The sequence below is a fragment of the Ruminococcus flavefaciens 007c genome, from assembly GCF_000571935.1.
Taxonomy (GTDB): domain Bacteria; phylum Bacillota; class Clostridia; order Oscillospirales; family Ruminococcaceae; genus Ruminococcus; species Ruminococcus flavefaciens_F.
On sequence record NZ_ATAX01000006.1, the window covers coordinates 149,990 to 170,694 of the forward strand.

The 20,705-nt window shown below is 43.0% G+C and carries 23 protein-coding genes; 19 read left to right on the top strand and 4 right to left on the bottom strand.

The genetic code is table 11. The annotated features are described in order from the left end of the window. Window positions 1-41: 41 nt before the first annotated feature. The 17 genes from RF007C_RS01305 (at window position 42) to RF007C_RS01385 (ending at window position 17,257) form a co-directional block, all read left to right on the top strand. Entirely contained in the window at window positions 42-479 is a 438-nt protein-coding gene (locus tag RF007C_RS01305) for a hypothetical protein (protein ID WP_037296541.1), read from the top strand. Between the two features lie 340 nt (window positions 480-819). Beyond that, window positions 820-2,478 (top strand): sensor domain-containing diguanylate cyclase, encoded by a 1,659-nt coding sequence (locus RF007C_RS01310; RefSeq protein ID WP_051456463.1) that lies wholly within the window; start codon window positions 820-822, stop codon window positions 2,476-2,478. 209 nt (window positions 2,479-2,687) lie between these two features. Then, a complete protein-coding gene (locus tag RF007C_RS01315) occupies window positions 2,688-3,266 on the top strand; it encodes a hypothetical protein (protein WP_037296542.1) in 579 nt (192 codons plus the stop codon). A gap of 164 nt (window positions 3,267-3,430) precedes the next feature. Continuing rightward, the gene (locus RF007C_RS01320) at window positions 3,431-3,970 is read left to right on the top strand and encodes a 2'-5' RNA ligase family protein (RefSeq protein ID WP_037296543.1); all 540 of its coding nucleotides are present in this window, start codon (window positions 3,431-3,433) and stop codon (window positions 3,968-3,970) included. Window positions 3,971-4,613: 643 nt separating this feature from the next. Then, window positions 4,614-5,810: an ATP-binding protein gene (locus RF007C_RS01325; RefSeq protein WP_037296544.1), complete on the top strand. Its 1,197-nt coding sequence runs from the start codon at window positions 4,614-4,616 to the stop codon at window positions 5,808-5,810. 12 nt (window positions 5,811-5,822) lie between these two features. Then, a complete protein-coding gene (locus tag RF007C_RS01330) occupies window positions 5,823-6,368 on the top strand; it encodes a prolyl-tRNA synthetase associated domain-containing protein (RefSeq protein ID WP_037296545.1) in 546 nt (181 codons plus the stop codon). A gap of 248 nt (window positions 6,369-6,616) precedes the next feature. Next, window positions 6,617-7,237 (top strand): TetR family transcriptional regulator, encoded by a 621-nt coding sequence (locus tag RF007C_RS01335; RefSeq protein ID WP_037296546.1) that lies wholly within the window; start codon window positions 6,617-6,619, stop codon window positions 7,235-7,237. Next, complete coding sequence (locus RF007C_RS01340) at window positions 7,234-8,271, top strand: aldo/keto reductase (protein WP_037296547.1); 1,038 nt, start codon at window positions 7,234-7,236, stop codon at window positions 8,269-8,271. The genes RF007C_RS01335 and RF007C_RS01340 overlap by 4 nt, the downstream gene beginning before the upstream one ends. Before the next feature lie 13 nt (window positions 8,272-8,284). After that, the gene (locus RF007C_RS01345; protein ID WP_037296548.1) at window positions 8,285-9,220 is read left to right on the top strand and encodes an aldo/keto reductase; all 936 of its coding nucleotides are present in this window, start codon (window positions 8,285-8,287) and stop codon (window positions 9,218-9,220) included. 27 nt (window positions 9,221-9,247) lie between these two features. Next, entirely contained in the window at window positions 9,248-10,024 is a 777-nt protein-coding gene (locus tag RF007C_RS16175) for a flavodoxin (RefSeq protein WP_051456464.1), read from the top strand. After that, window positions 10,024-10,752, top strand: coding sequence for a flavodoxin (locus RF007C_RS01355; RefSeq protein ID WP_037296549.1), 729 nt, complete (start codon window positions 10,024-10,026; stop codon window positions 10,750-10,752). Before RF007C_RS16175 ends, RF007C_RS01355 begins: the two co-directional genes overlap by 1 nt. A gap of 15 nt (window positions 10,753-10,767) precedes the next feature. Further along, window positions 10,768-12,936 (top strand): flavodoxin, encoded by a 2,169-nt coding sequence (locus RF007C_RS01360; protein WP_082316656.1) that lies wholly within the window; start codon window positions 10,768-10,770, stop codon window positions 12,934-12,936. 8 nt (window positions 12,937-12,944) lie between these two features. Further along, window positions 12,945-13,478, top strand: coding sequence for a flavodoxin family protein (locus RF007C_RS01365; protein WP_037296550.1), 534 nt, complete (start codon window positions 12,945-12,947; stop codon window positions 13,476-13,478). Window positions 13,479-13,491: 13 nt separating this feature from the next. Then, a complete protein-coding gene (locus tag RF007C_RS01370) occupies window positions 13,492-13,953 on the top strand; it encodes a flavodoxin (protein WP_037296551.1) in 462 nt (153 codons plus the stop codon). After that, a complete protein-coding gene (locus RF007C_RS18225; protein WP_037296552.1) occupies window positions 13,950-14,186 on the top strand; it encodes a hypothetical protein in 237 nt (78 codons plus the stop codon). Before RF007C_RS01370 ends, RF007C_RS18225 begins: the two co-directional genes overlap by 4 nt. A gap of 554 nt (window positions 14,187-14,740) precedes the next feature. After that, window positions 14,741-15,790 carry a Fic family protein gene (locus tag RF007C_RS01380; RefSeq protein WP_037296553.1) on the top strand — a complete coding sequence of 350 codons (1,050 nt, stop codon included), beginning with the start codon at window positions 14,741-14,743 and terminating at the stop codon, window positions 15,788-15,790. A gap of 12 nt (window positions 15,791-15,802) precedes the next feature. Beyond that, complete coding sequence (locus tag RF007C_RS01385) at window positions 15,803-17,257, top strand: hypothetical protein (RefSeq protein WP_037296554.1); 1,455 nt, start codon at window positions 15,803-15,805, stop codon at window positions 17,255-17,257. 206 nt (window positions 17,258-17,463) lie between these two features. On the opposite strand, the gene RF007C_RS01390 is transcribed toward RF007C_RS01385, so the two are convergent. From RF007C_RS01390 to RF007C_RS01400, 3 genes are all read right to left on the bottom strand, one after another. Next, on the bottom strand, window positions 17,464-18,036 hold the full coding sequence (locus RF007C_RS01390; protein ID WP_037296555.1) for a recombinase family protein: 573 nt from the start codon (window positions 18,034-18,036) through the stop codon (window positions 17,464-17,466). 233 nt (window positions 18,037-18,269) lie between these two features. Then, window positions 18,270-18,548, bottom strand: a complete 279-nt coding sequence (locus RF007C_RS17930; RefSeq protein ID WP_242836255.1) for a hypothetical protein — start codon at window positions 18,546-18,548, stop codon at window positions 18,270-18,272. A 14-nt stretch (window positions 18,549-18,562) separates the two neighbouring features. Further along, window positions 18,563-19,258 (bottom strand): ATP-binding protein, encoded by a 696-nt coding sequence (locus tag RF007C_RS01400; RefSeq protein ID WP_037296556.1) that lies wholly within the window; start codon window positions 19,256-19,258, stop codon window positions 18,563-18,565. Between the two features lie 86 nt (window positions 19,259-19,344). Here RF007C_RS01400 and RF007C_RS01405 point away from each other — a divergent pair, with 86 nt between their 5' ends. Continuing rightward, window positions 19,345-19,989 (top strand): Crp/Fnr family transcriptional regulator, encoded by a 645-nt coding sequence (locus tag RF007C_RS01405; protein ID WP_037296557.1) that lies wholly within the window; start codon window positions 19,345-19,347, stop codon window positions 19,987-19,989. Between the two features lie 39 nt (window positions 19,990-20,028). On the opposite strand, the gene RF007C_RS17655 is transcribed toward RF007C_RS01405, so the two are convergent. Next, entirely contained in the window at window positions 20,029-20,187 is a 159-nt protein-coding gene (locus tag RF007C_RS17655) for a hypothetical protein (RefSeq protein ID WP_193385741.1), read from the bottom strand. Here RF007C_RS17655 and RF007C_RS16800 point away from each other — a divergent pair. After that, the gene (locus tag RF007C_RS16800) at window positions 20,164-20,436 is read left to right on the top strand and encodes a PhzF family phenazine biosynthesis protein (RefSeq protein ID WP_343203224.1); all 273 of its coding nucleotides are present in this window, start codon (window positions 20,164-20,166) and stop codon (window positions 20,434-20,436) included. The two genes, RF007C_RS17655 and RF007C_RS16800, sit on opposite strands and share 24 nt — an antisense overlap. The last annotated feature ends 269 nt before the right edge of the window (window positions 20,437-20,705 follow it).

Consider the following 20,705-nt stretch of genomic DNA (forward strand, 5'->3'; position numbering starts at 1 on the left):
TTCTTACCTAAAAAAACATTACTGCGTGAAAGGTAATTGCGATGGCTTTTATTTATGAAGTTGTACCTGAAAAAGATCATGATTTTTTTATATCAATGGGATTGAAAAACTGCTGGGGAAATGACACATTAACTCTTTCTGAAGGCTCAACGAAGTGGTGCGCCGACCGTGAAAGGAATGCCTATATAGTAAACATAGGCGGCGGTCATGATGATATGCCTTATTTCCATGATCTTTGGTGGAACGGTACTGTGATCAGATTGGAGACTCTCTGCGGCGGAAGCGGCAATTACGAAACAGGCGTAGATATTATCTGGTTCATACAAAAGATACCTGTTCCAAAGGAGCTATGGAGATACAGAGATGAAATACGGGATATTATAAATGAGGCTTTCAGCATAAACAGCGGCTGGTGCAATAAGAAACACCTCAGATCCGTTAAAGTCGTGTTTGAATGTGAACCAACAATAGAAGAATGATCATGAAAGCTGAAATGCCTGTTACTATATTTATTCTGTAAAAAACACGTACAACAGGATCTGACGCTTCAGAACTCGGCCCGCTTCAGACGGGCTGTTATTTTTACCAATTTTCTCTTGAATGAATGTAAGAAATATGGTATAATAGTAAGACGTAAAAGCGGATATGACCGAAAATTCTAAGGCCGTCCGACGCAGCGGCGCTCTGGTACAACAAACTCCGTTTCACTTTCATTGACATTCTTAGACAGCGACAGAAAAAAACGCATTATAGCCGGCATATTCTGAAAAGGCAATCAGAACAGCAGGCTGAAAAAGTCGATACCGGGGGGATATGACAATGCATTCACTTAGAACAAGACTAACTGTTACAATGCTCTGCGTGATACTCGCTGCTCTTGTGATCGTCACACTGCTCAGCGCTGTTTTCATACGCAGAACAGAAAGCTATAAGACCGATCAGCTTTTGCTTATGCTTTGTGAATCGGGCGAGCGGAGTCTCGACTACTATTTCGACAGCGTTCAGAACTCGGTATTAAGAGTCACCTCCTTTGCGGAAGAGGATCTGGAGGGCATGAATGACGAACAGCTTGAGAAGCACGTGGAAAATATCCGTGAGTATTTTGGCATGATGGCTTCAAAGACAAAGGGAGTCCTGACGTATTATTACCGCATTGATCCGTCGGTCTCGTCTTCGGTAAAAGGATTCTGGTATACCAATCTCAGCGGAGATGGCTTCATTGAACATGAAGTGACCGATATTACGCAATATGATGTGGAGGACACCTCGAAACTGGTATGGTTCACCGTTCCGAAGCATGAAGGCAGGCCTATATGGCTGCCGCCCTATATCACGGATAACCTGGATGTCCGTGTTATATCCTATGATGCGCCCGTTTACTGGAAGGGAAATTTCATCGGAGTCGTGGGAATAGAAGTTGACTATTCGACAATGGCAGAGGAGGTGGACAGTATCCGACTCTACGAAAACGGATATGCTTTTCTGAGCGATGCCGACGGGAAGCTCTTCTATCATCCGCATATAGATGTGACACAGCTTTCTTCGGAAACGACATATGAACTCCCGTTCAGTACAGGCGAAGGCAGCACTTTTGTGCGGTATACTTACAAAGGCGAAGAAAAATTAGCGGTACGCCGGCCACTTAGCAATGGTATGCGTCTGAATGTGACGGTCCCGTTTTCCGAGGCCAAGGGAGACTGGCAGGGACTTATTCTGAATATCACTCTGGGCGCAATTGTAGTTCTCGTGGCAGCGAGTCTCTTTCTGATGCTCTACACGAGACGGATAACCAAACCGCTGGAACAGCTGACCGAAGCGGCAGAACAGGTCGATAAGGGGAATTATGACTTTACCCCTTCCTACAACAAGGACGATGAACTTGGCAGGCTCACCAGGTCATTCAAGAACCTGTCAGATAATGTAAAGGCTCATATCAGCGATCTGAGCGGACAGGTATTTATAGACGCACTGACACACATAAAAAATAAGGGAGCCTTTTCACAGGTCATAGAGGAACTTCAGGAGAATCTGAACAGCGGAAACAAAAATACTGAATTCGCTATCGGTGTATTTGACTGCGACAGCCTTAAAGTAATAAATGACCGATACGGACATGATAAAGGAGATCTGTACCTGAAGACTGCCTCACGGACCATATGCGATGTATTCAAGCACAGTCCCGTGTTCAGAATGGGTGGAGATGAATTCGCAGTAATTCTCAAAAAAGAAGATTTCTGCAACATGGAAGCTCTCCTTAAGCATTTCGACGAGGTCACGGATGAGATCAATGCGTCGGCTGCCGAACCGTGGAAACAGGTGCATATTTCAAAGGGCTTTGCCGTTTTCGATCCGACCGAAGACACTACGGTGATCGAAGTGATACAGCGCGCAGACAAGCTGATGTATGGAAACAAAAACGAAAGAAAAAAACGGCATGAGAACGAAGTCCATTCCCCCTCGGATAATATAGGTTTATAAAAGTTTCTTTTGCCCCTCCGTCTTTGCGCATAAGGCGGGAGGCGCTCAGTTACACAGCGCTGCTGACAGATAAGAATGATGTGAATTTTCACAAAGCACCTGCATACGTCAGGTGCTTTTTCTAATTGATTGACTTTTTATGCTTTCCGTGATATAATACTGGTTGGGTGAAAGCAATGGCTTTCTGCTAAAAAGGAGGAACAACAATCATGCAGAAGAAAATTTTACCACTGGCTTTATGCTTGATGTGCGTAGGTTTATGTGCCTGCGGCAAAGAAAAAGGAGATACAAGCGTACAGTCGACCGTATCAACCACCACAACTGTGACTGAACAGGAAACCAAACCAACAGAGACAACTCAGTCCGACAAAACCACTGCAACTGCGTCTGAAAAAACAGAGATTGCTAAGGAAGAGAACACTCTTGCTGATAAAACCGAAGCTGCTCAGCCTGATGCAACCGAAGCTGAACCGGTCGGCCAGAGCGAAAGCAAATCTGACACCCTTACAGAGGATCAGGCACTGGAGGCGATCAAAAAATATTGTTTCAATAAGAATCCGAATTTAAAAGAGATGACAGATTCAAGTGAATACAATATTTATTGGGATGTTACCACAAATGCCTCTAATGAGATAGTTGTTTTGTACAGATCTTATACTGGTGCACAGATACGCTATTATATTGATCCCGTTTCCGGAGAAACATATGTTACCGAGTTAGTTCCTGGAATAATAGATGAGGAACAGCGCACGGAAGAAAGCCTTAATGTAAGTGACTATTTATCATAATAATTTCTTATTTGATATATTGCAGAATATACACCAAGCCCCTGCCATGGCAGGGGCTTTTTCTTTTTGACTTGATGAAATGGAAGGATTATGGTATAATGGTGAAGTACAAATGGAGAAGTGTCAAAATATATGTTAGATAAGAAATATCAGGAGTGTGCAATATGCAGTATGCGATAGAATTATACTTTGATAAAGCAACAGAGCAAAACCTTTCACATTTGGCACAACGAGTAGCTGATGAAAACATCAGCACAATGCTTTTGAAATGGGAAACAAGACCGCATCTTACATTGGCTTGTTTTAATGATGTGAATGAAACGGCGTGTATCGAACAATTGAGATTATTTGCCCAAACTCACAAAACCATGCTGGCAAATATCTGTTCTGTTGGAATGTTCACAGATTCAAGAACGATTTTTGCATCACCGGTTATGAATGACAGTATGTATCAGTTTCAAAAAGAATTGTACGAATACTTAGGGGAATATGACTCTTCCGGTTGGGAATGGTATCAGCCAAACAAGTGGGTTCCTCATTGCACGCTGGCTCTTACACATGAAGATCCGGATGAAGCATTCTATAAAGCAAGCAATTTGATTTTACATGAATTCAGAAAGCTGTATGGAAAATTTGTTTCAATTGGATTAGTGAAAATATCTTGTCCCGTTGAAGAAATATATACGGTTGAATTGCAAAGATGAATTGCGACTTACTGCAATAACACATAATCAAGAAGAATCCTTAGTAGTAATTCCCCCGATTTTTACTACTATTTTACTACTAACGACGTCCACAATTTGCTAAAACTTGCCGCGTTTTGTAGTTTTCGCCCCGTTCTGCCAAATTGGTAGTAGGAAAGAAAAGCCGCGATATACCGCGCAAAATACGGCAATACAAAGCAAATCGGAGAGAAAAAACGTATGATAAAAATAATGTTCGTATGCCACGACAGCCCAATCAGCGATGCCACGTTTTCGCCGATATATCGCCGTTTCAGGTGATGAATAAAACGATTTTTCCACAGATTTTCCACACTTGAATTGACCCGAACTTGTACATATTTTTCAACAGTTTTTCCTCGTTTCAAGAGCCTGATATCATTATTTTATCATTTTATTGATTATCATAGCCTCCCTGTGGAGGCTTCTCTTTTTTAAACGCATAAACTTATCTCTTAACAGATAATAGTATTTAGGAATAATCTGTCTGATCCATTGACCTTCTCCTAAAGCTTCTATAATGTCGAAAGTTCAGATTGCTTTTAGGACTTTTTTCTTCTATATCGAAAAAACGTCTTGACACTTGCAACTATTTATGGTATATTGATAAAAAGGAAGTGATACTATGATACTCAGACCTGCTTATATTAACGCAATAGAGCCGTTTATAGACTCTCCAATTGTTAAGATACTCGCCGGTGTTCGTCGCTGCGGTAAATCCACTATACTTGAAATGTTAGCTGATGAACTCGTAAAGCACGGAGTTTCAAAAGAAAACATCATTGAACGCAGATACAACGAGATCATGTATGAAGATTTTTCTACAAAGGATATGTATTCTGACTTAAAAAAAGATATATCCGGTAAAGGACGATGCTACCTGCTTCTTGATGAATTACAGGAAATAAAAGGTTGGGAGAAGGTCATTAACGACCTTCTTGAAAACAGCGATGTTGATATATATATCACCGGTTCAAACAGCAAGCTGATGTCGAGCGAAATATCCACATACCTCACCGGAAGATATGTGACGATCCCTGTATATACTCTTTCGCTTCGTGAGTACCTGACTTTCAAGAATAAAGATGTGTCTCAGGCAAGAGACGTATTTGATGAATATGTTCAGTACGGCGGTTTTCCTCTTGTTGGTATCAGCAGCTTCGATACTAAGTCTGCGTATCAGATCGTTGAAGGTATATACGCATCCGTCATCACAAGAGATATCTCCAAGCGTCATAAGATACGCAATAAAGAGCTGTTCGACAGAGTTGTCCGTTATGTGATTGAAAATGTTGGTATGACCTTCTCGGCTAATACGATAGTGAAATTCCTAAAAAGCGAGAATCGCAGCCTATCCGTTGAAACTATCTACAACTACCTAAAATGGCTCGGCGAAGCATTTATCATCTATCCCTGTCAGCGTTATGACCTTCAAGTCAAGGCAGTACTCAAAACTCAGGAAAAATACTATCTTTCCGATATTTCTATCAAGTACAGTCAGATGGGCTTCGATACCAAAATGCTTTCAGCTGTCTTTGAGAACATAGTGTACCTCGAAATGAAGCGCAGGGGTTATGAGGTCTATATTGGCAAGAACAATACAAAGGAGATCGACTTTGTTGCCGTTCGCAGAGATGAAAGGATATATGTTCAGGTCTGCGTTCAGCTTCCGGACGGATCCGACCGTGAGACGGCTAATCTTATGGATATAAAGGATCACTACCATAAATATGTGGTATGCCGCGATCCGCTTGCTTTGGGAAATAACAACGGCATAGAGATAGTGCATATTGCGGATTTCCTTATGCGCGATAACTGGTAAAGGAGCTTTAATATGAATATTGATAATACACTTTACAGCGGACGTCCGACAGATGAACGCTCTGACGTTGAAATGGCTATATATGATAAACTCGATGCTCTTGGTATAGAATACAAGCGAGCTGATCACGGCCACGCTGATACTATGGAGGACTGCCTGCTGATAGAATCAGTCCTTGGTGCTAAGATATGTAAGAACCTCTTCCTCTGCAACCGTCAGAAGACATGTTTCTATATGCTGCTTATGCCAGGTGACAAGCCATTCAAGACCAAGTTTCTGACCTCTCAGCTCAACTGTGCTCGCCTATCATTTGCGGAAGCTGATAAGATGCAGGAATTTCTGCATACTATCCCCGGCTCTGTTTCTGCACTTGAGCTGATATTTGATACTGATAACAACATTCAGCTCGTCATTGATAACGACCTTATGAGCGATGAATACATCTGTGGACACCCAGGCATAAATACTTCGACAGTACGCCTGCTCCGAGAGGATATGCTCAAATATGTCCGTGCGGCTAAGCATGAACCTACATTTATAGATCTGCCGGTTGAATGATAGTTAAAGCCTCCCGAGGGAGGCTTTTTTGATATAAAGTATGCTTGTGTAATTTGCTATAAAAACAAAATCCGATATAGTAAGTAATGACGAAAATTCAAAAATGTTCGGGTTTTATATTGACACCATGTCAGAATAGTGCTATGCTAACTATAGTGACACGATGTCAGAATAGATTGTCCAACGTATAATGGACAATATCCATGCGAAAAAACACTGATCGTGACGAGGAAGAAGGAGAATGTACTATGCCAAAAGGTTCACCGGAGCTGACAGCTTCACGTAAAGAAGAGATCGTGAACGCCTGCGAAAAGCTCTATCAGACAATGAGCTTCAAGGAGATCACTATAAAGGAGATAGGCGCAGTGACCTCGTTTACAAGGACTTCTATCTACAACTATTTTCAAACGAAAGAGGAAATTTTCCTTGCTCTTATGCAGCGCGAGTATGAGTTGTGGGCTGAGGAAATGAACGAGATTGCAAAGAAGAATGAAACGATGTCTGCTGACGGCTTTGCATCAGCACTTGCACACTCTCTTGAAAAACACGAGCAGCTTCTGAAGCTCCTTGCGATGAATCACTACGATATGGAGGAAAACTCACGCCCCGAACGGCTGACGGAGTTCAAGGTCGCTTACGGTGCTTCTCTTGATGCAGTGAGAGTATGTGTCAGAAAATTCTTCCCCGAAACGGACTGCGAAAGCTTTATCTTCGTATTCTTTCCGTTTCTGTTTGGTGTATATCCGTATTCGGTGGCGACACAAAAACAGCTTGACGCCATGCGTGATGCAAAAATGGAATTCAGGATGCACAGCATATATGAGATAATTTATTCCTGCGTGATGCAGCTATTAGGAGGTACAAAATGAAATACACAAAACTTGGTAACTCAGATCTGAACGTTTCGAGAATATGTATGGGCTGTATGGGCTTCGGAGATGCGTCAAACGGTCAGCACTCATGGACGATAGACGAGGAGCACAGCCGTGAGATCATTAAGCGCGGGCTTGATCTCGGCGTAAACTTCTATGATACCGCGATCGGTTATCAGTCCGGAACCAGCGAGCAGTATGTCGGCAGAGCACTGCGTGACTTTGCAAAGCGTGATGAAGTTGTGGTTGCAACAAAGTTCCTGCCGAGAACTCCTGCGGATATTGAAGCAGGTATCAGCGGACAGAAGCATATAGAGCGTATGATAAACAAGAGCCTTGAAAATCTCGGAATGGACTATGTTGACCTGTACATTTATCATATGTGGGACTGGAATACGCCTATCTACGATATACTCGATGGTCTGGACCGTATCGTCAAGGCAGGAAAGGTAAGGTACATCGGCATTTCAAACTGTTATGCATGGCAGCTTGCAAAGGCAAATGCTCTCGCTGAGAAAGAAGGCTTTGCAAAGTTCGTCAGTGTACAGGGACATTACAATCTTATCTTCCGTGAGGAGGAGAGAGAAATGGCTATGCTCTGCGCTGAGGACAATATCGCTATGACACCATACAGTGCCCTTGCAAGCGGCAGACTATCAAGACTTCCCGGCGAAACTTCAAAACGTGCTGAAGAAGATAACTATGCAAAATTCAAGTATGATGCCACGAAAGAACAGGATGAAGTTATCATCCGCCGAGTTGCAGAACTTGCTGAAAAGCACGGCGTTTCAATGACAGAGGTATCTCTTGCGTGGCTGCTGACAAAGGTAACATCCCCCGTTGTCGGTGCGACGAAACTGCATCACATTGAGGGTGCTGCAAAGGCAGTCGATTTAAATTTGACTGCTGAGGAAATCGCTTATCTCGAAGAACCCTATGTCCCTCATGCGCTGGCAGGCGTTATGGCGCAGAACAAGCCTGCAAACAAGAATGACAAACACGTCTGGGGTACGGGCAATCAGAAAATCTAAGGAGGAAATCAATATGAACAATTTACCAAAGATCGCACTCGGTGCGTGGGCTTGGGGCAATGACGGAACATTCGGCGGAAGCCTGACAGCGGATACTCTCCGCCCCATATTTGACAAGGCGATGGAAAACGGCCTGAACCTTTGGGATACCGCATATGCCTACGGTATGGGTACTTCAGAGAAGGTGCTTGCAGGCTTCGTGAAAGACCTGCCGAGAGACAGCTTCCTGATTTCAGACAAGTTCACACCCCAGTGTGCTGATGCTTCATCTCCGACAGCCATGAAAGATATGATCGAGATGCAGCTGAAACTCATGGGACTTGACCGCTTCGATATTTACTGGATACACAACGTCTGGGACGCTCCGAAATGGACGGAGGAGCTTGCAAAATACTTTGAGGGTAAAGACAACGTGCCAATGATCGGTGTTTCTAATCATAACCTTGCGGAGATAAAGCAGGCGGATGAAATCCTCAAAGCGCATGGTCTGAAACTCTCAGCGGTTCAGAACCATTACAGTCTTATCAATCGTTCTTCAGAGGATTCGGGAATACTTGACTACTGTAAGGAAAATGATATTACATTCTTTTCATATATGGTGCTTGAACAGGGCGCACTTTCGGGCAAGTATGATACTGCTCACCCAATGCCCGCAGGCTCCGCAAGAGCTGACAGCTATAATCCCATTCTTGACAAGCTGGAAGTCATGAACGAGGCACTCGGCAAGATCGCTGACAAATACGGCGTGGGTATCGCACAGGTACCTGTTGCGTGGGCAATCGCTAAGGGAACGTTGCCGATCATCGGTGTCACAAAGGTCAGCCATGTGGAGGACGCTGTGAAGGCGGCAAACATCACGCTCACCGCTGATGAGGTCGCAGAGCTTGAAAGCGTTGCCGACGGCCTTGGGCTGAATGTGATACGTTTCTGGGAGAAGGAAATGAAATAAATATCTTGCCTGCGAAAGGAGAGCACAATGAAAAGGTTATTATCAGCCATACTTACAGGTATCTCTCTGTTTACATTAAAAAGTTTCCGTTCAGTTGATGCGGAACAGATGGACGCTGTTTCCGCTGCGACTGAAAAAACTACTTACGCAGCGGAAGATTTGCGTAATTTGCAGGATTTTATTCTTGCAAAGTCCAAAGGGTCAGAACTTGAAGGAAAGCCATATGACCTCAACAATGACGGAGTATGGGATGCATTTGATCTTTGCCTTATGAGGCGTGAGGTCATCAGCAGCCAAAACGATGTGACAGATAAATATACTATCGTCGTGTACTTCTCACGTACAGGTAACACCGAGAAGATAGCTGAGTATCTTATCGACATCACAGGTGCGGACAGCTATGTGATACAAGCGGTTGTTCCATATACAGACGCAGATATTGAATACAATAATTCTTCCTGCCGCGCAAATCAGGAGCAGAATGACAAGACCGTGCGTCCTGAGATCGCAGAGCCCATAAGCTCTCTTGACAGCTATGACACAGTTTTTCTCGGCTATCCGATATGGTGGGGACAGGAGCCCCGTATCATAGATACATTCCTTGAAAGCTATGATTTTTCAGACAAAACAGTGATACCGTTCTGCACATCTGCAAGCAGTGGTATTTCTACAAGTGAAAAAAATATTTCAGAGCTTGTACCTATTGGAGATCAGCTTGCAGGGAAACGTTTCTCGGCAAGTGCAGGAAAGAATGATGTGAAGGCGTGGTATGACACACTGTCTTTGACAAAGGAGGATAAATAATGAAAAGACTTTTTATTCCAATAATTGCAGCATTTTGTATGCTTGGCATTACAGCCTGCGGCAGCTCTGACAATAGCAGCTCAAAAAACGCAGAAACGTCTGCACAGACAGTATCCTCACAACAGGAAACACAGACACAGCAGACGGAGCAGTCTGCCCAAGTGACTGAATCAGGAAAGCCAGATGAAGAAAAGGCTGTTACCGAACAGACTGAGAATCAGCCGGAAAACCCGGATACTACTGAGAGCAGCGGAAAGGACACGATAGTTGTGTATTTCTCTGCAACAGGCACCACAAAGGGAGTAGCAGAGCGTATCGCAAGTGTCACAAATGCCGATATTTTTGAGCTTATTCCTGCTGAGCCATACTCTGACGCAGACCTTGACTGGAACGACAAGAACAGCCGCACGACGATCGAGATGAACGATCAGAAGGCACGTCCTGCTATCGCAAATGATACAGTTAATCTGGACAGCTACACCACCGTTTACATAGGCTACCCGATCTGGTGGGGCGATGCGCCAAGAATAATGAGTACGTTCGTTGAGGCACACGATTTTGACGGCAAGACGGTTATTCCCTTCTGCACATCAGGCGGCAGCGGTATCGGCAGGAGCGGAAGTAACCTAGCATCACAGGCAGGAAGCGGAAACTGGCTCGACGGCGACAGACTTGATGCAGGTATATCAGAGAGCAAGATACAGGACTGGATAAACAGTATGAATTAAACAGGGAGGGCTGTTATGCAGACAAAGACAGGTATCATCAAAAGAATAGTCGATGCGGTGCTGACAGTCCTTTTGCTGTTTCTTATGGCATATCAGGTGACAAGCGATGTGCTGCATGAGTGGCTGGGTATCGGTATGACCGTAACGCTGATACTTCATCATATCCTCAACCGCAAATGGTATAAGTCTGTTTTTAAGGGAAAATATACGTCCTATCGTATCACTATGACGGCGGTGAACACTTTTATGCTTGCAGCTATTGCACTGACGGCTCTCAGCGGAATGGCTATGAGCGGACACGCAGTACCGTTTATGTATGGGTTTATCAATGTTATGACAGCAAGGACGCTTCACCTTGCAATGTCCTATTGGTCATTTATACTTATGGGTATACATATCGGTCTGCATATAAAAGCTATGACAGCAAAGCTGCCAGACAAGGGCAAAATTGTTTTCAATGCTATCCTCACAGGCGTATCAGGTGTGGGACTATGGCTGTTCCTGAAAAGCGGTATCATAAACTATATCACGTTCCAAACACACTTTGCTTTTCTTGACTACACTACAGCAAAGTGGCTGATAATTCTGCAAAACCTTGCAATGCTGCTGTTTTTTGTGCTTGTGGGGTATGTGTTGTCGGAGGTTGCCACAAAGGGCAAGGATAAAAAGTATTCTCTGAAGCCGCTGATATGTTTTGTTATTGCTGTTATCATTGGTATTGTACTGAATCTTGCAGTGAAAGAAAGCAGCACCGAAAACGGCTTGTGGAATTCAAGTTGGCAGACTTCACAGAGCACATCTGCTCAGACTACAGCGAAACAAAAGGAACCTGATACAACCGCTCAGGATCATACGACTGTTTCAACCGCCGTAAATGACAGTTTTATACTGATCGAGGGAGGCAGCTTCAATATGGGCAGTCCCGATTCGGAGAACTGGCGCATTGATGATGAAACACTCCACGAAGTAACGGTTTCAGCGTTTTATATAGACCCTTATGAAGCCTTGCAGTCCGACTACGAAGCACTTATGAGCAGCGATCCAAGCACCTTTGACGGTGAAGGTCTGCCTGTTGACAATATCTCATGGCTTGAAGCGGTGAAGTATGCCAATGCAAGAAGCAAGGCGGCAGGACTGACACCTGCGTATACGATCGGTGACGGTGAGGTAGTGTGGGACAGGTCGGCTAACGGTTACCGTCTGCCCACAGAAGCGGAGTGGGAATACGCATGCCGTGCAGGAACGGAAACACCGTTCAATACAGAGCATTCGCTCAGTGCCGATGATGCAAATTTCTACGGGCATTATCCTTACGAGATAGAAGAAAACTATTTTGATGATGAGGTACTTGAAGCCCGTCCCGGAGAATATCGGCAGACTACTGTTGCAGTCGGCAGCTTTGAGCCGAATGCGTGGGGCTTGTATGACTGTCACGGAAACGTGAATGAATGGTGCTGGGACTATTACGGTGAATACGATACCTCACAGACTGTTGCCCCTACAGGTACTGAAAGCGGCACTCGCCATGTTTACAGGGGTGGCGGCTGGAATGATTTTGCAAAGAATATGCGAAGTGCCTACCGTGCCGCCGGTCAGGCTGATATGAAAAGCTATAATCTTGGCGTAAGGCTTGTCAGAAATGCTGATAATGCACCTGACAAAAAACTGACAGCGAAGGAAAATGTAAAGCCCGAAAAGGACGGAAAAGTCCTTATCGCCTACTTTTCATGGAGCGGAAATACCAGAGATATTGCTCACAGTATTGACAGCCGTATTGATGCCGATATTATTGAACTGACACCCGCGAAGCCTTATTCTACAGACTATAACACTGTCCTTATGGAAGCACAGGAGGATCAGCACAAAAATGCCCGTCCGGAGCTGAACGAGCATATCGACAATATGGAGCAGTATGACATTATCCTGCTGGGCTATCCCAACTGGTGGGCATCTATACCGATGCCGATAGCGACCTTCCTTGAAAGCTACGACTTTTCGGGAAAGACTATCATTCCGTTCTGCTCACACGGAGGCGGACGCTTCGGACAAAGCCTGACAGCGATAGCAAAGCTTGCACCGGATTCTGATATAGGTGAGGGCTTATCAGTGCATTATTCAGGCGGCAGTACACTCGATGATGACATATCTGAATGGATCAAAGAAAACGGCATTGAAGAAAAGTGAGGTGCAAAATGAAAATAGTAATACTTATGGGAAGTCCCAACAAAAAAGGCTCAACGAGCATACTCGTTGACAGCTTCAAAAAAGGTGCAGAGGAAAGCGGTCACAATGTCGAAGTGATAGATGTCTGTCATGCAGATATCCGTCCCTGCACGGGCTGTATTGCCTGCGGTTACGAGGGCGACTGCGTTCAGCGTGATGAGAACGAGTATATCCGAAAAGCGCTGCTTAGCTGTGATATGGTGGTGTTTGCTACTCCCCTTTATTACTACGGAATGAGCGCACAGCTGAAAACAGTGGTTGACCGTTTCTGCGCATACAACAGCAGTCTGAACCGCAGACATCTGAAATCTGCACTTCTGACAGTTGCGTGGAACGCCGATGACTGGACATTTGATGCACTGACAGCTCATTACAAAACGCTGGTGAGGTACATCAATTTTGAAGACAAAGGTATGGTACTTGGCTATGGCTGCGGAAGTCCATCTATGACACGGTCGAGTAAATACCCCGAACAGGCATACAATTTAGGAAGATCATTATAACGGAGGTAATCTTATGAACAAGAAATTAGTAGCATATTTTTCCGCAAGCGGCAGCACTGCAAGGCTTGCAAAACAGCTGGCAGAAGCAGCAGGCGCGGATCTTTATGAAATACGCCCTGCCATTCCCTACACAAGTGCAGATCTGAACTGGCAGAACAAGCAGTCACGAAGCAGCGTTGAGATGAGCGATCACAGCTCACGTCCCGAGCTTGCTGATAAAAACGCTGATATTGCAGCATATGACACGATCTATGTGGGATTCCCCGTATGGTGGTACATTGCCCCGACCATCATCAATTCCTTCCTTGAAAGTTATGATTTTTCGGGCAAAAAGATCATTCTTTTCGCCACATCAGGCGGCAGCGGATTCGGAAAAGCTGTTGAGAACCTGAAGCCCAGCGCTCCTGATGCTGAGATCATTGAAGGTAAGGTCAATCCTTCCGTTAAGGATATTGAAGCTCTTTCAACTACATGAGTAAGTATTCCTTCTCTGACTCCATTCGTGATCACGCAACACTACCTCTTAACTTTGAACCGGTGCCTGTGGATCTCCGTGTTGACAGAGATACAATGGATCGTGAGTTTGATATCTTGACACGTGACCTTCCGGATTCTGATATAGCTGAGCTTTCTAAGCGTGTTAACATGCAGGCTATCATGTACAATGAGAAACGTATTCATATTATAGTATTTAAGCAGTATATGTAGGAACTATCAAAAAGTTCAATAATTGAAATATAACAGCTATAGCAGAAATGGTTTTCGTTCAGAATAATTCTATTCCACTCATTTATTCCACACGAAATTATAAAAGGCTATAAATTGACAAAAACAGTGCGTTACAAAAATTCGAATCCCTCTCTGTCCGCCAGAATTAAAAAGCCTGTATTTAGCAGAAAACGCTAAATACAGGCTTTTCTTCTGTCTAAGCAAATGCAGTCAGAAATGCGCGTGTGACGTTGAAACTGCGTAAAATCACACGAAAATGCAGGGGTTGTCACACGAAAAATCACACGAATCACACTGAAAGGCTGTTCCAATATCAATAATCGGCTCCCTATATGGGAGCTGATTCTATATATGAATACTTCAAGGAAACCCCTGTTTCGTATGAATATGCTGATTATATCAATGGAGTTATTATAAAATGAAACGAATAATAGTTGTCTCCTAATTCATAATAGGATTTAGGAGAAACTTTGCCTAATCACTTGACTTTTCTCCTAAAAACGATTATAATTATGAGAAAGGAGTGCGAGCTTATGAGAAACTTTGATTACAGCATACTTGCAAAACGTTCATGGGACAGTGAGATCATTGGTCTTGTAGCCCAGATTCACGAGCATAAAGGCAGACAGGAGCTTTTTCTGAAACAGAAACCTGCTGAACTCGAACGCCTTATTGAGATTGCAAAGGTACAAAGTACTAAAGCTTCCAATGAGATTGAAGGAATCCGAACTACTAACACCCGTCTGTTACAGCTTGTCAGAGACAAGACAACTCCAAGGAACCGCGACGAGGAAGAGATCATGGGATACCGTGATGTACTGAATACTATTCACGAGAACTTCGAGTATATACCGATTACATCGAACTACATGCTCCAGCTCCATCGTGACCTATATAAATATTCTCATAAAAGCATCGGTGGTACATTCAAGAACTCTCAGAATTATATTAGTGCGATAGATGCTAATGGACGTGAATTCGTATTATTCACTCCTCTGCCGCCATATGAAACTCCGACTGCTATCGAAGCTATATGTGACAGCTATAATCGCATAATCGCTACGCAGGATATCGACGCACTGCTTCTGATACCTGTGTTTATCCATGACTTTCTCTGCATACACCCCTTCAATGACGGCAACGGCAGAATGAGCCGCCTGCTCACAACTCTGTTGCTTTATCGTTCCGGCTATGTGATCGGCAGATATATCTCACTTGAAAGCAAAATAGCCAAGAATAAGAACATTTACTACGATGCACTGGAACAGTGTCAGAAAGGCTGGAACGAAGGCGAAGAAGATCCTGCTCCGTTTATAAAGTACTTGTTGCAGACTATTCTTGCTGCATATCGCGACTTTGAAGATCGTGTGGCACTGGTCGATGAAAAGCTGCCGGCAATAGAAATGGTACGTCGTGCTGTATATAATAAGATTGGTAAATTTACCAAGAGTGAAGTCATGGAACTTTGCCCGACAATCAGCAAGGCTTCGGTTGAAAATTCTATCAAGCAGCTTGTTGATCAGGGACTGCTCTTAAAACATGGAAGCGGACGAAGCACCTTCTATACCAGGAGCGATATATAATGGAGGATTAGTATGAAAACAAAAATCTCAAAGTTTCATATGATAGTTCAACAATATACTTTAAAATCCATGTTAAAAAGAGTGGTTGAATGGTCATATAATGTTTATAATAATCCCGACGAATTATTGGGACATTTTGCTGGATATAGAGCAGTAAGTTATACAAAGAAAGTGTGTATTATTCAAACTTGGATGATAGATTTAGTATATGACCTAATCGTGTATAATAAATACGGGACAAAAGAAATGTCATCTCAACAGGCATTGATAATGATCGGTTATTACAATAATTTCAAAAATGATAATTCTGCTTCTAATGAATATCGAAATAACAATACTGTCTTTCTGCTAGTTGTATATGGATTTAGTGGAGAACAGTTTAGATTTCAAACATCCAATTTTTTTGAAGAATTTGCTCGTGAGAAATACATCCTTGAAAAAATATCTAAAACATCCAAAACGGATATTGATGTTCAGAGCGATTTTATGATAGAAACACAGATGTCAAGTGATTTGTATTCATCAATCATTTTTTTGATTATTAATTATTTTGAAACAATTAAACCATATGCATCTGGTAATGATTTAGAAAATTGGTGCTCAACAACAAGTATTCCTTTTTGTGATGTAGAAAGAGTTAAGAATAAATATACAATTTCATTAGATGGTATTAGAAATAGTCCCTTGAAAAGACAAGTCTTTTATACAAATCCATTTATAATAATCGATGATGAATTACTGGCTGTGAACCCCTATATTTTGCTCTGCTTATTTACTAATTCAAATTATTGGATAATAAGAAATAGATATATGAATATGAATAGTAGAAATTTTACTAATGCCTTTGGTATATACTTTGAAAACTATGTAGAAGAGATATTGAATAATACAGTTGACAAAACTTGTTTTTTAAAGGTGCCAACAGTAAAAGGAGAAAAGCGAGCAGATTGGAAAATTCAACTAGGAAAATATGATATATTAGTAGAACAAAAATGCTCACTGCCTTTTTTAAGTATTAAGCAAAACGAAACAGATGTAAAATCCACCAAAAAATACATTACTAAATATTGGGGAGAAGCTGTTGAACAATTAGAGCGAACTGAGGTTGCATATTCATTAAAACAACCGATAAAAATCGTTTTGGTATATGATCAGTATTTTAAATCAGAATCACTAGAAAACATGTTTGATATTAGAAAAGATTTAACAAATGATAGACGCTATTGGTTGGTAACTATTCGTGATTTTGAAATATTAATGATGTTATATAAAACGGATAGAAATACATTTGATGAGATTATGGAAGAAAAGATCAAAGCCGAAACTACTTTTTCAAAAGATGGTAGAGACTTATCTCTCTTTTATGAAAAACATAAAATAACTGACAATGAATATTTGAAATCCTTTGGTATCTACAACGAGTTTACAAAAATAACAGATTATTTATTATCTGAGATTAAGCGTTGATTTTTCATAACTATGATATGTTGGTTAAGCGCTTTTGTGCGTTGTAAAATAATACTTATCAAACAAGTATATTTCAATAGCCCATGGTCTATTGACATACAAAAAAAGTATGTCATATAAGTTGTTTTTCAGCTTTTGAAATATTGCAATAAAAACAGCCACCTTATTGAAAGATGATTGGAGCCGGTTACCCGGCTCCGTCTCATTTATGTATACTTTCTTTCGTATTCTTTGAGCCTGCGATAAAAGGTGTTGGCACGCAGTCCCATTTCTTTCTGAAACCATACAGCAGTAATAGTACCAGACTTCCACTGCTGATACAGCTGACCGAACTTTACCCAGTCGATAGGTATAGCCTGTCGACCTTTATACTTTCCCTGAGACTTGGCTATGGCGATGCCTTCGCGCTGACGCTGTAAGGTCTGTTCACGTTCAAGCTCTGAGAGCGCCGCAAATATCGACAGAACGAATCGTCCCTGCGGAGTGTTGGTATCGATGTTCTCCTTACTGCTGACAAGAGTAACCTGTTTCCGCTGAAGTACATCGATTATGTTGAGCAGATCTCGCGTGGAACGTCCAAGTCTGCTGATACTCTCAATATACAGGGTATCGCCTTCGCGGACGTATTCCAGCATTGCTTTCAACTCGGGACGGTCAGCATTTTTACCGGACATTTTCTCAGCGAAGACACGTTCGACTTGATACTGCATCATCAATGCTTCCTGACGTGCGGTTTCCTGATGTTCAGTAGAAACACGGATATACCCAATCTTGCCCATTACCAGATACCTCCGCAGCAGTTTTCATACAGACTCTCCCCACACATGTATTTGACATCTCTGAGAGTTTCGTGGAGTAGGTTGGTATCCATAAGCATCTCCTCGATTTCATCGCAGGTATAGCCGGTATTCGAGCAGAAGTTCAACATCTTCGCTATCCACCCCATAGCAGCCGCAGTAAGCCAATAAGATTTCCTCATGCATATTGTAGTATGGAGAGTCATCATACCAGCTCATGTACTTGGATCTATATATTTAGGCTCGTACTGAGAGCGTGTGATTTTACCGTTTCTGTCGATACGCAGTATATCGCCTTCCTCAGTATCTACACGTTTACTCTCGAACTTTTGTAATCCCAGCTGCTTTAGAGCTTTCTTCATGATAGTCTCTGTGCTGGCATATACATACAGCCCTACTGCGACTTCGGGTTGTTTACCGCAGACACCGCAAGCGGTACAACCTTTACAGCCCGCTGTATCCTGACACTGATAGCAAAACATTTTCTGTTCCATGATATATTCCTCCATTATTTTCTTATCTCAACGATACTGCCATCCGGCGATATAACAGCGACTTTAAGCGGAATGTCCTTACCGCTTGCTTCGATTGCTTTTTTTATCGCATACTCCATACCGCCGCAGCACGGCACTGTCATTCTTGTGAGGGTAATACTCTTTATATCGTTATTTCTGAATATCTCCGTCAGCTTTTCAGCGTAATCAACGGCATCGAGCTTCGGACAGCCGATGAGCGTTATCCTGCCTTTGATAAAATCATGGTGGAAGTTTCCGTAGGCGTAAGCTGTACAATCGGCTGCAATCAGCAGATCAGCACCGTTGAAGTATGGTGCATTTGTAGGCAGGAGCTTTATCTGTATCGGGAATTGTCTCAGACAGCTTGGAACACTAACATTGCTGTCAGTTTCTTTCGGTGTGAAGCTCTGCAAAGCCGAGCCCGGACAGGTGAAACCGCTGCAGGCAGACTTTTTCTGCTTGTTTTCTTTCACCGCCTTTTCATCATAAGCCTCCGCTTCACGCTCGGTAAAGTGGATAGCGTCCATAGGACAGGCTGGGAGACAGTCCCCGAAGCCGTCACAGAAATCGTCACGCATGAGCTTTGCCTTGCCGTTCACGATAGCGATCGCCCCCTCATGACAAGCCTTTGCACACAGACCGCAGCCGTTGCATTTTTCTTCGTTTATCTCAATTATTTTCCGTATCATAGCCATACCTCCTTGACTTTCTGTATCCATTATAGTATAATCAAAGGAGAAAGTATGTTGTAATTACAACGTTTTGGGAGAAAAATATGGATATTTCAGTTTTGCATAATTCGATACTGTTCAAGGGCTTTGATGATACCGAAATATCTGAGCTTCTGAAAGCCCTTAATGCAGCCGAAAAGAAATATAAGAAAGGTACGATGATCTTTTCTTCGGGAGAGATCACCGATAAACTATGCTTTGTGACCGCAGGCAGCGTTACCGTGGAGAGCAACGATATGTGGGGAAACCGCACGATTCTCAACCTTGTGGGCGAGGGGCAGTTCTTTGCGGAGAGCTATGCACTCCTGCCTGATGTGCCTATGCTGGTCGATGTCTGTGCCGCTGTGGATTGCACTGTTGTTTTTCTGAGCATGAAGTCGCTCGCTGACCTCAACGATACGATAAGGGCGAGACTTCTTGCAAATCTTCTCACTATCACCACAAGAAAAAATCTGCACCTATCGAGCCGGAGCTTTCATACTGCTCCGAGACAGGTGCGTGGACGTATTATGGCGTATCTTAATACCGAATCGGTTCAGAAGCATTCCCGTGAGTTTGATATACACTTTGACCGTCAGCAGCTTGCGGACTACCTCAATGTGGAACGCTCTGTGCTATCAAATGAATTGAGCAAGATGCAGAGGGACGGACTGATACGATGCAGGAAGAACCATTTTGAGATCATATAACAGAAGCGCAGATGGCTAAAATTGGTCATCTGCGCTTTTTTATGCTCCTGTTTTTTCAAAGCCTTTCAAGACCTGTTTATCCGAGAACGAGGACAGCTTCCCGTCCGACCATTCTATGAAAACATTGTCCATTTCGTCTATATAAAGTATCGTTGCCGTTGAGCCGACAGGATAATCCCCGGTGACTGCTTCTGTCATTCTGATCTTAGCACCGACTGTGTATCCAGAGTATTTGTTCCCAAGTACGGCTTGAACGAGGATTCCGTGACTGGTTCAACTCATTGCATGATCGCTCCCTATTGGAGCAGGAGGTTGAATAAACCGTACATAACCGCTTTCCAAGAATCTGCCCGTACAGGTATTCTGTACTGTGACTGTGCAGGAGATAAAGTCCTTATCTCCGGAAAAGCTGTACTGTTCTCAATAAATGACATTGTTGGTTTATGATAATATCTGTACCGCCTACGAACGAAGTTGACACTGTTATACTTCATACATAATTTTTATATAGCTATAAAGAATTCCGCCCTTAATGGGCGGAATTTCATTATATTGTATTTGATTGCTATTATTGAACTTTGCTGCCGCCCCATTCAACGACTGTAAAGCCTTTTCTTTCAAAGGTATTGAGCTGCTGAAGTTCGATATCAATTGCATTATCCAACGTAACATAAGCCATGAATACGCGGAGCACGCTGTCGGGTGTAGGTGTGATG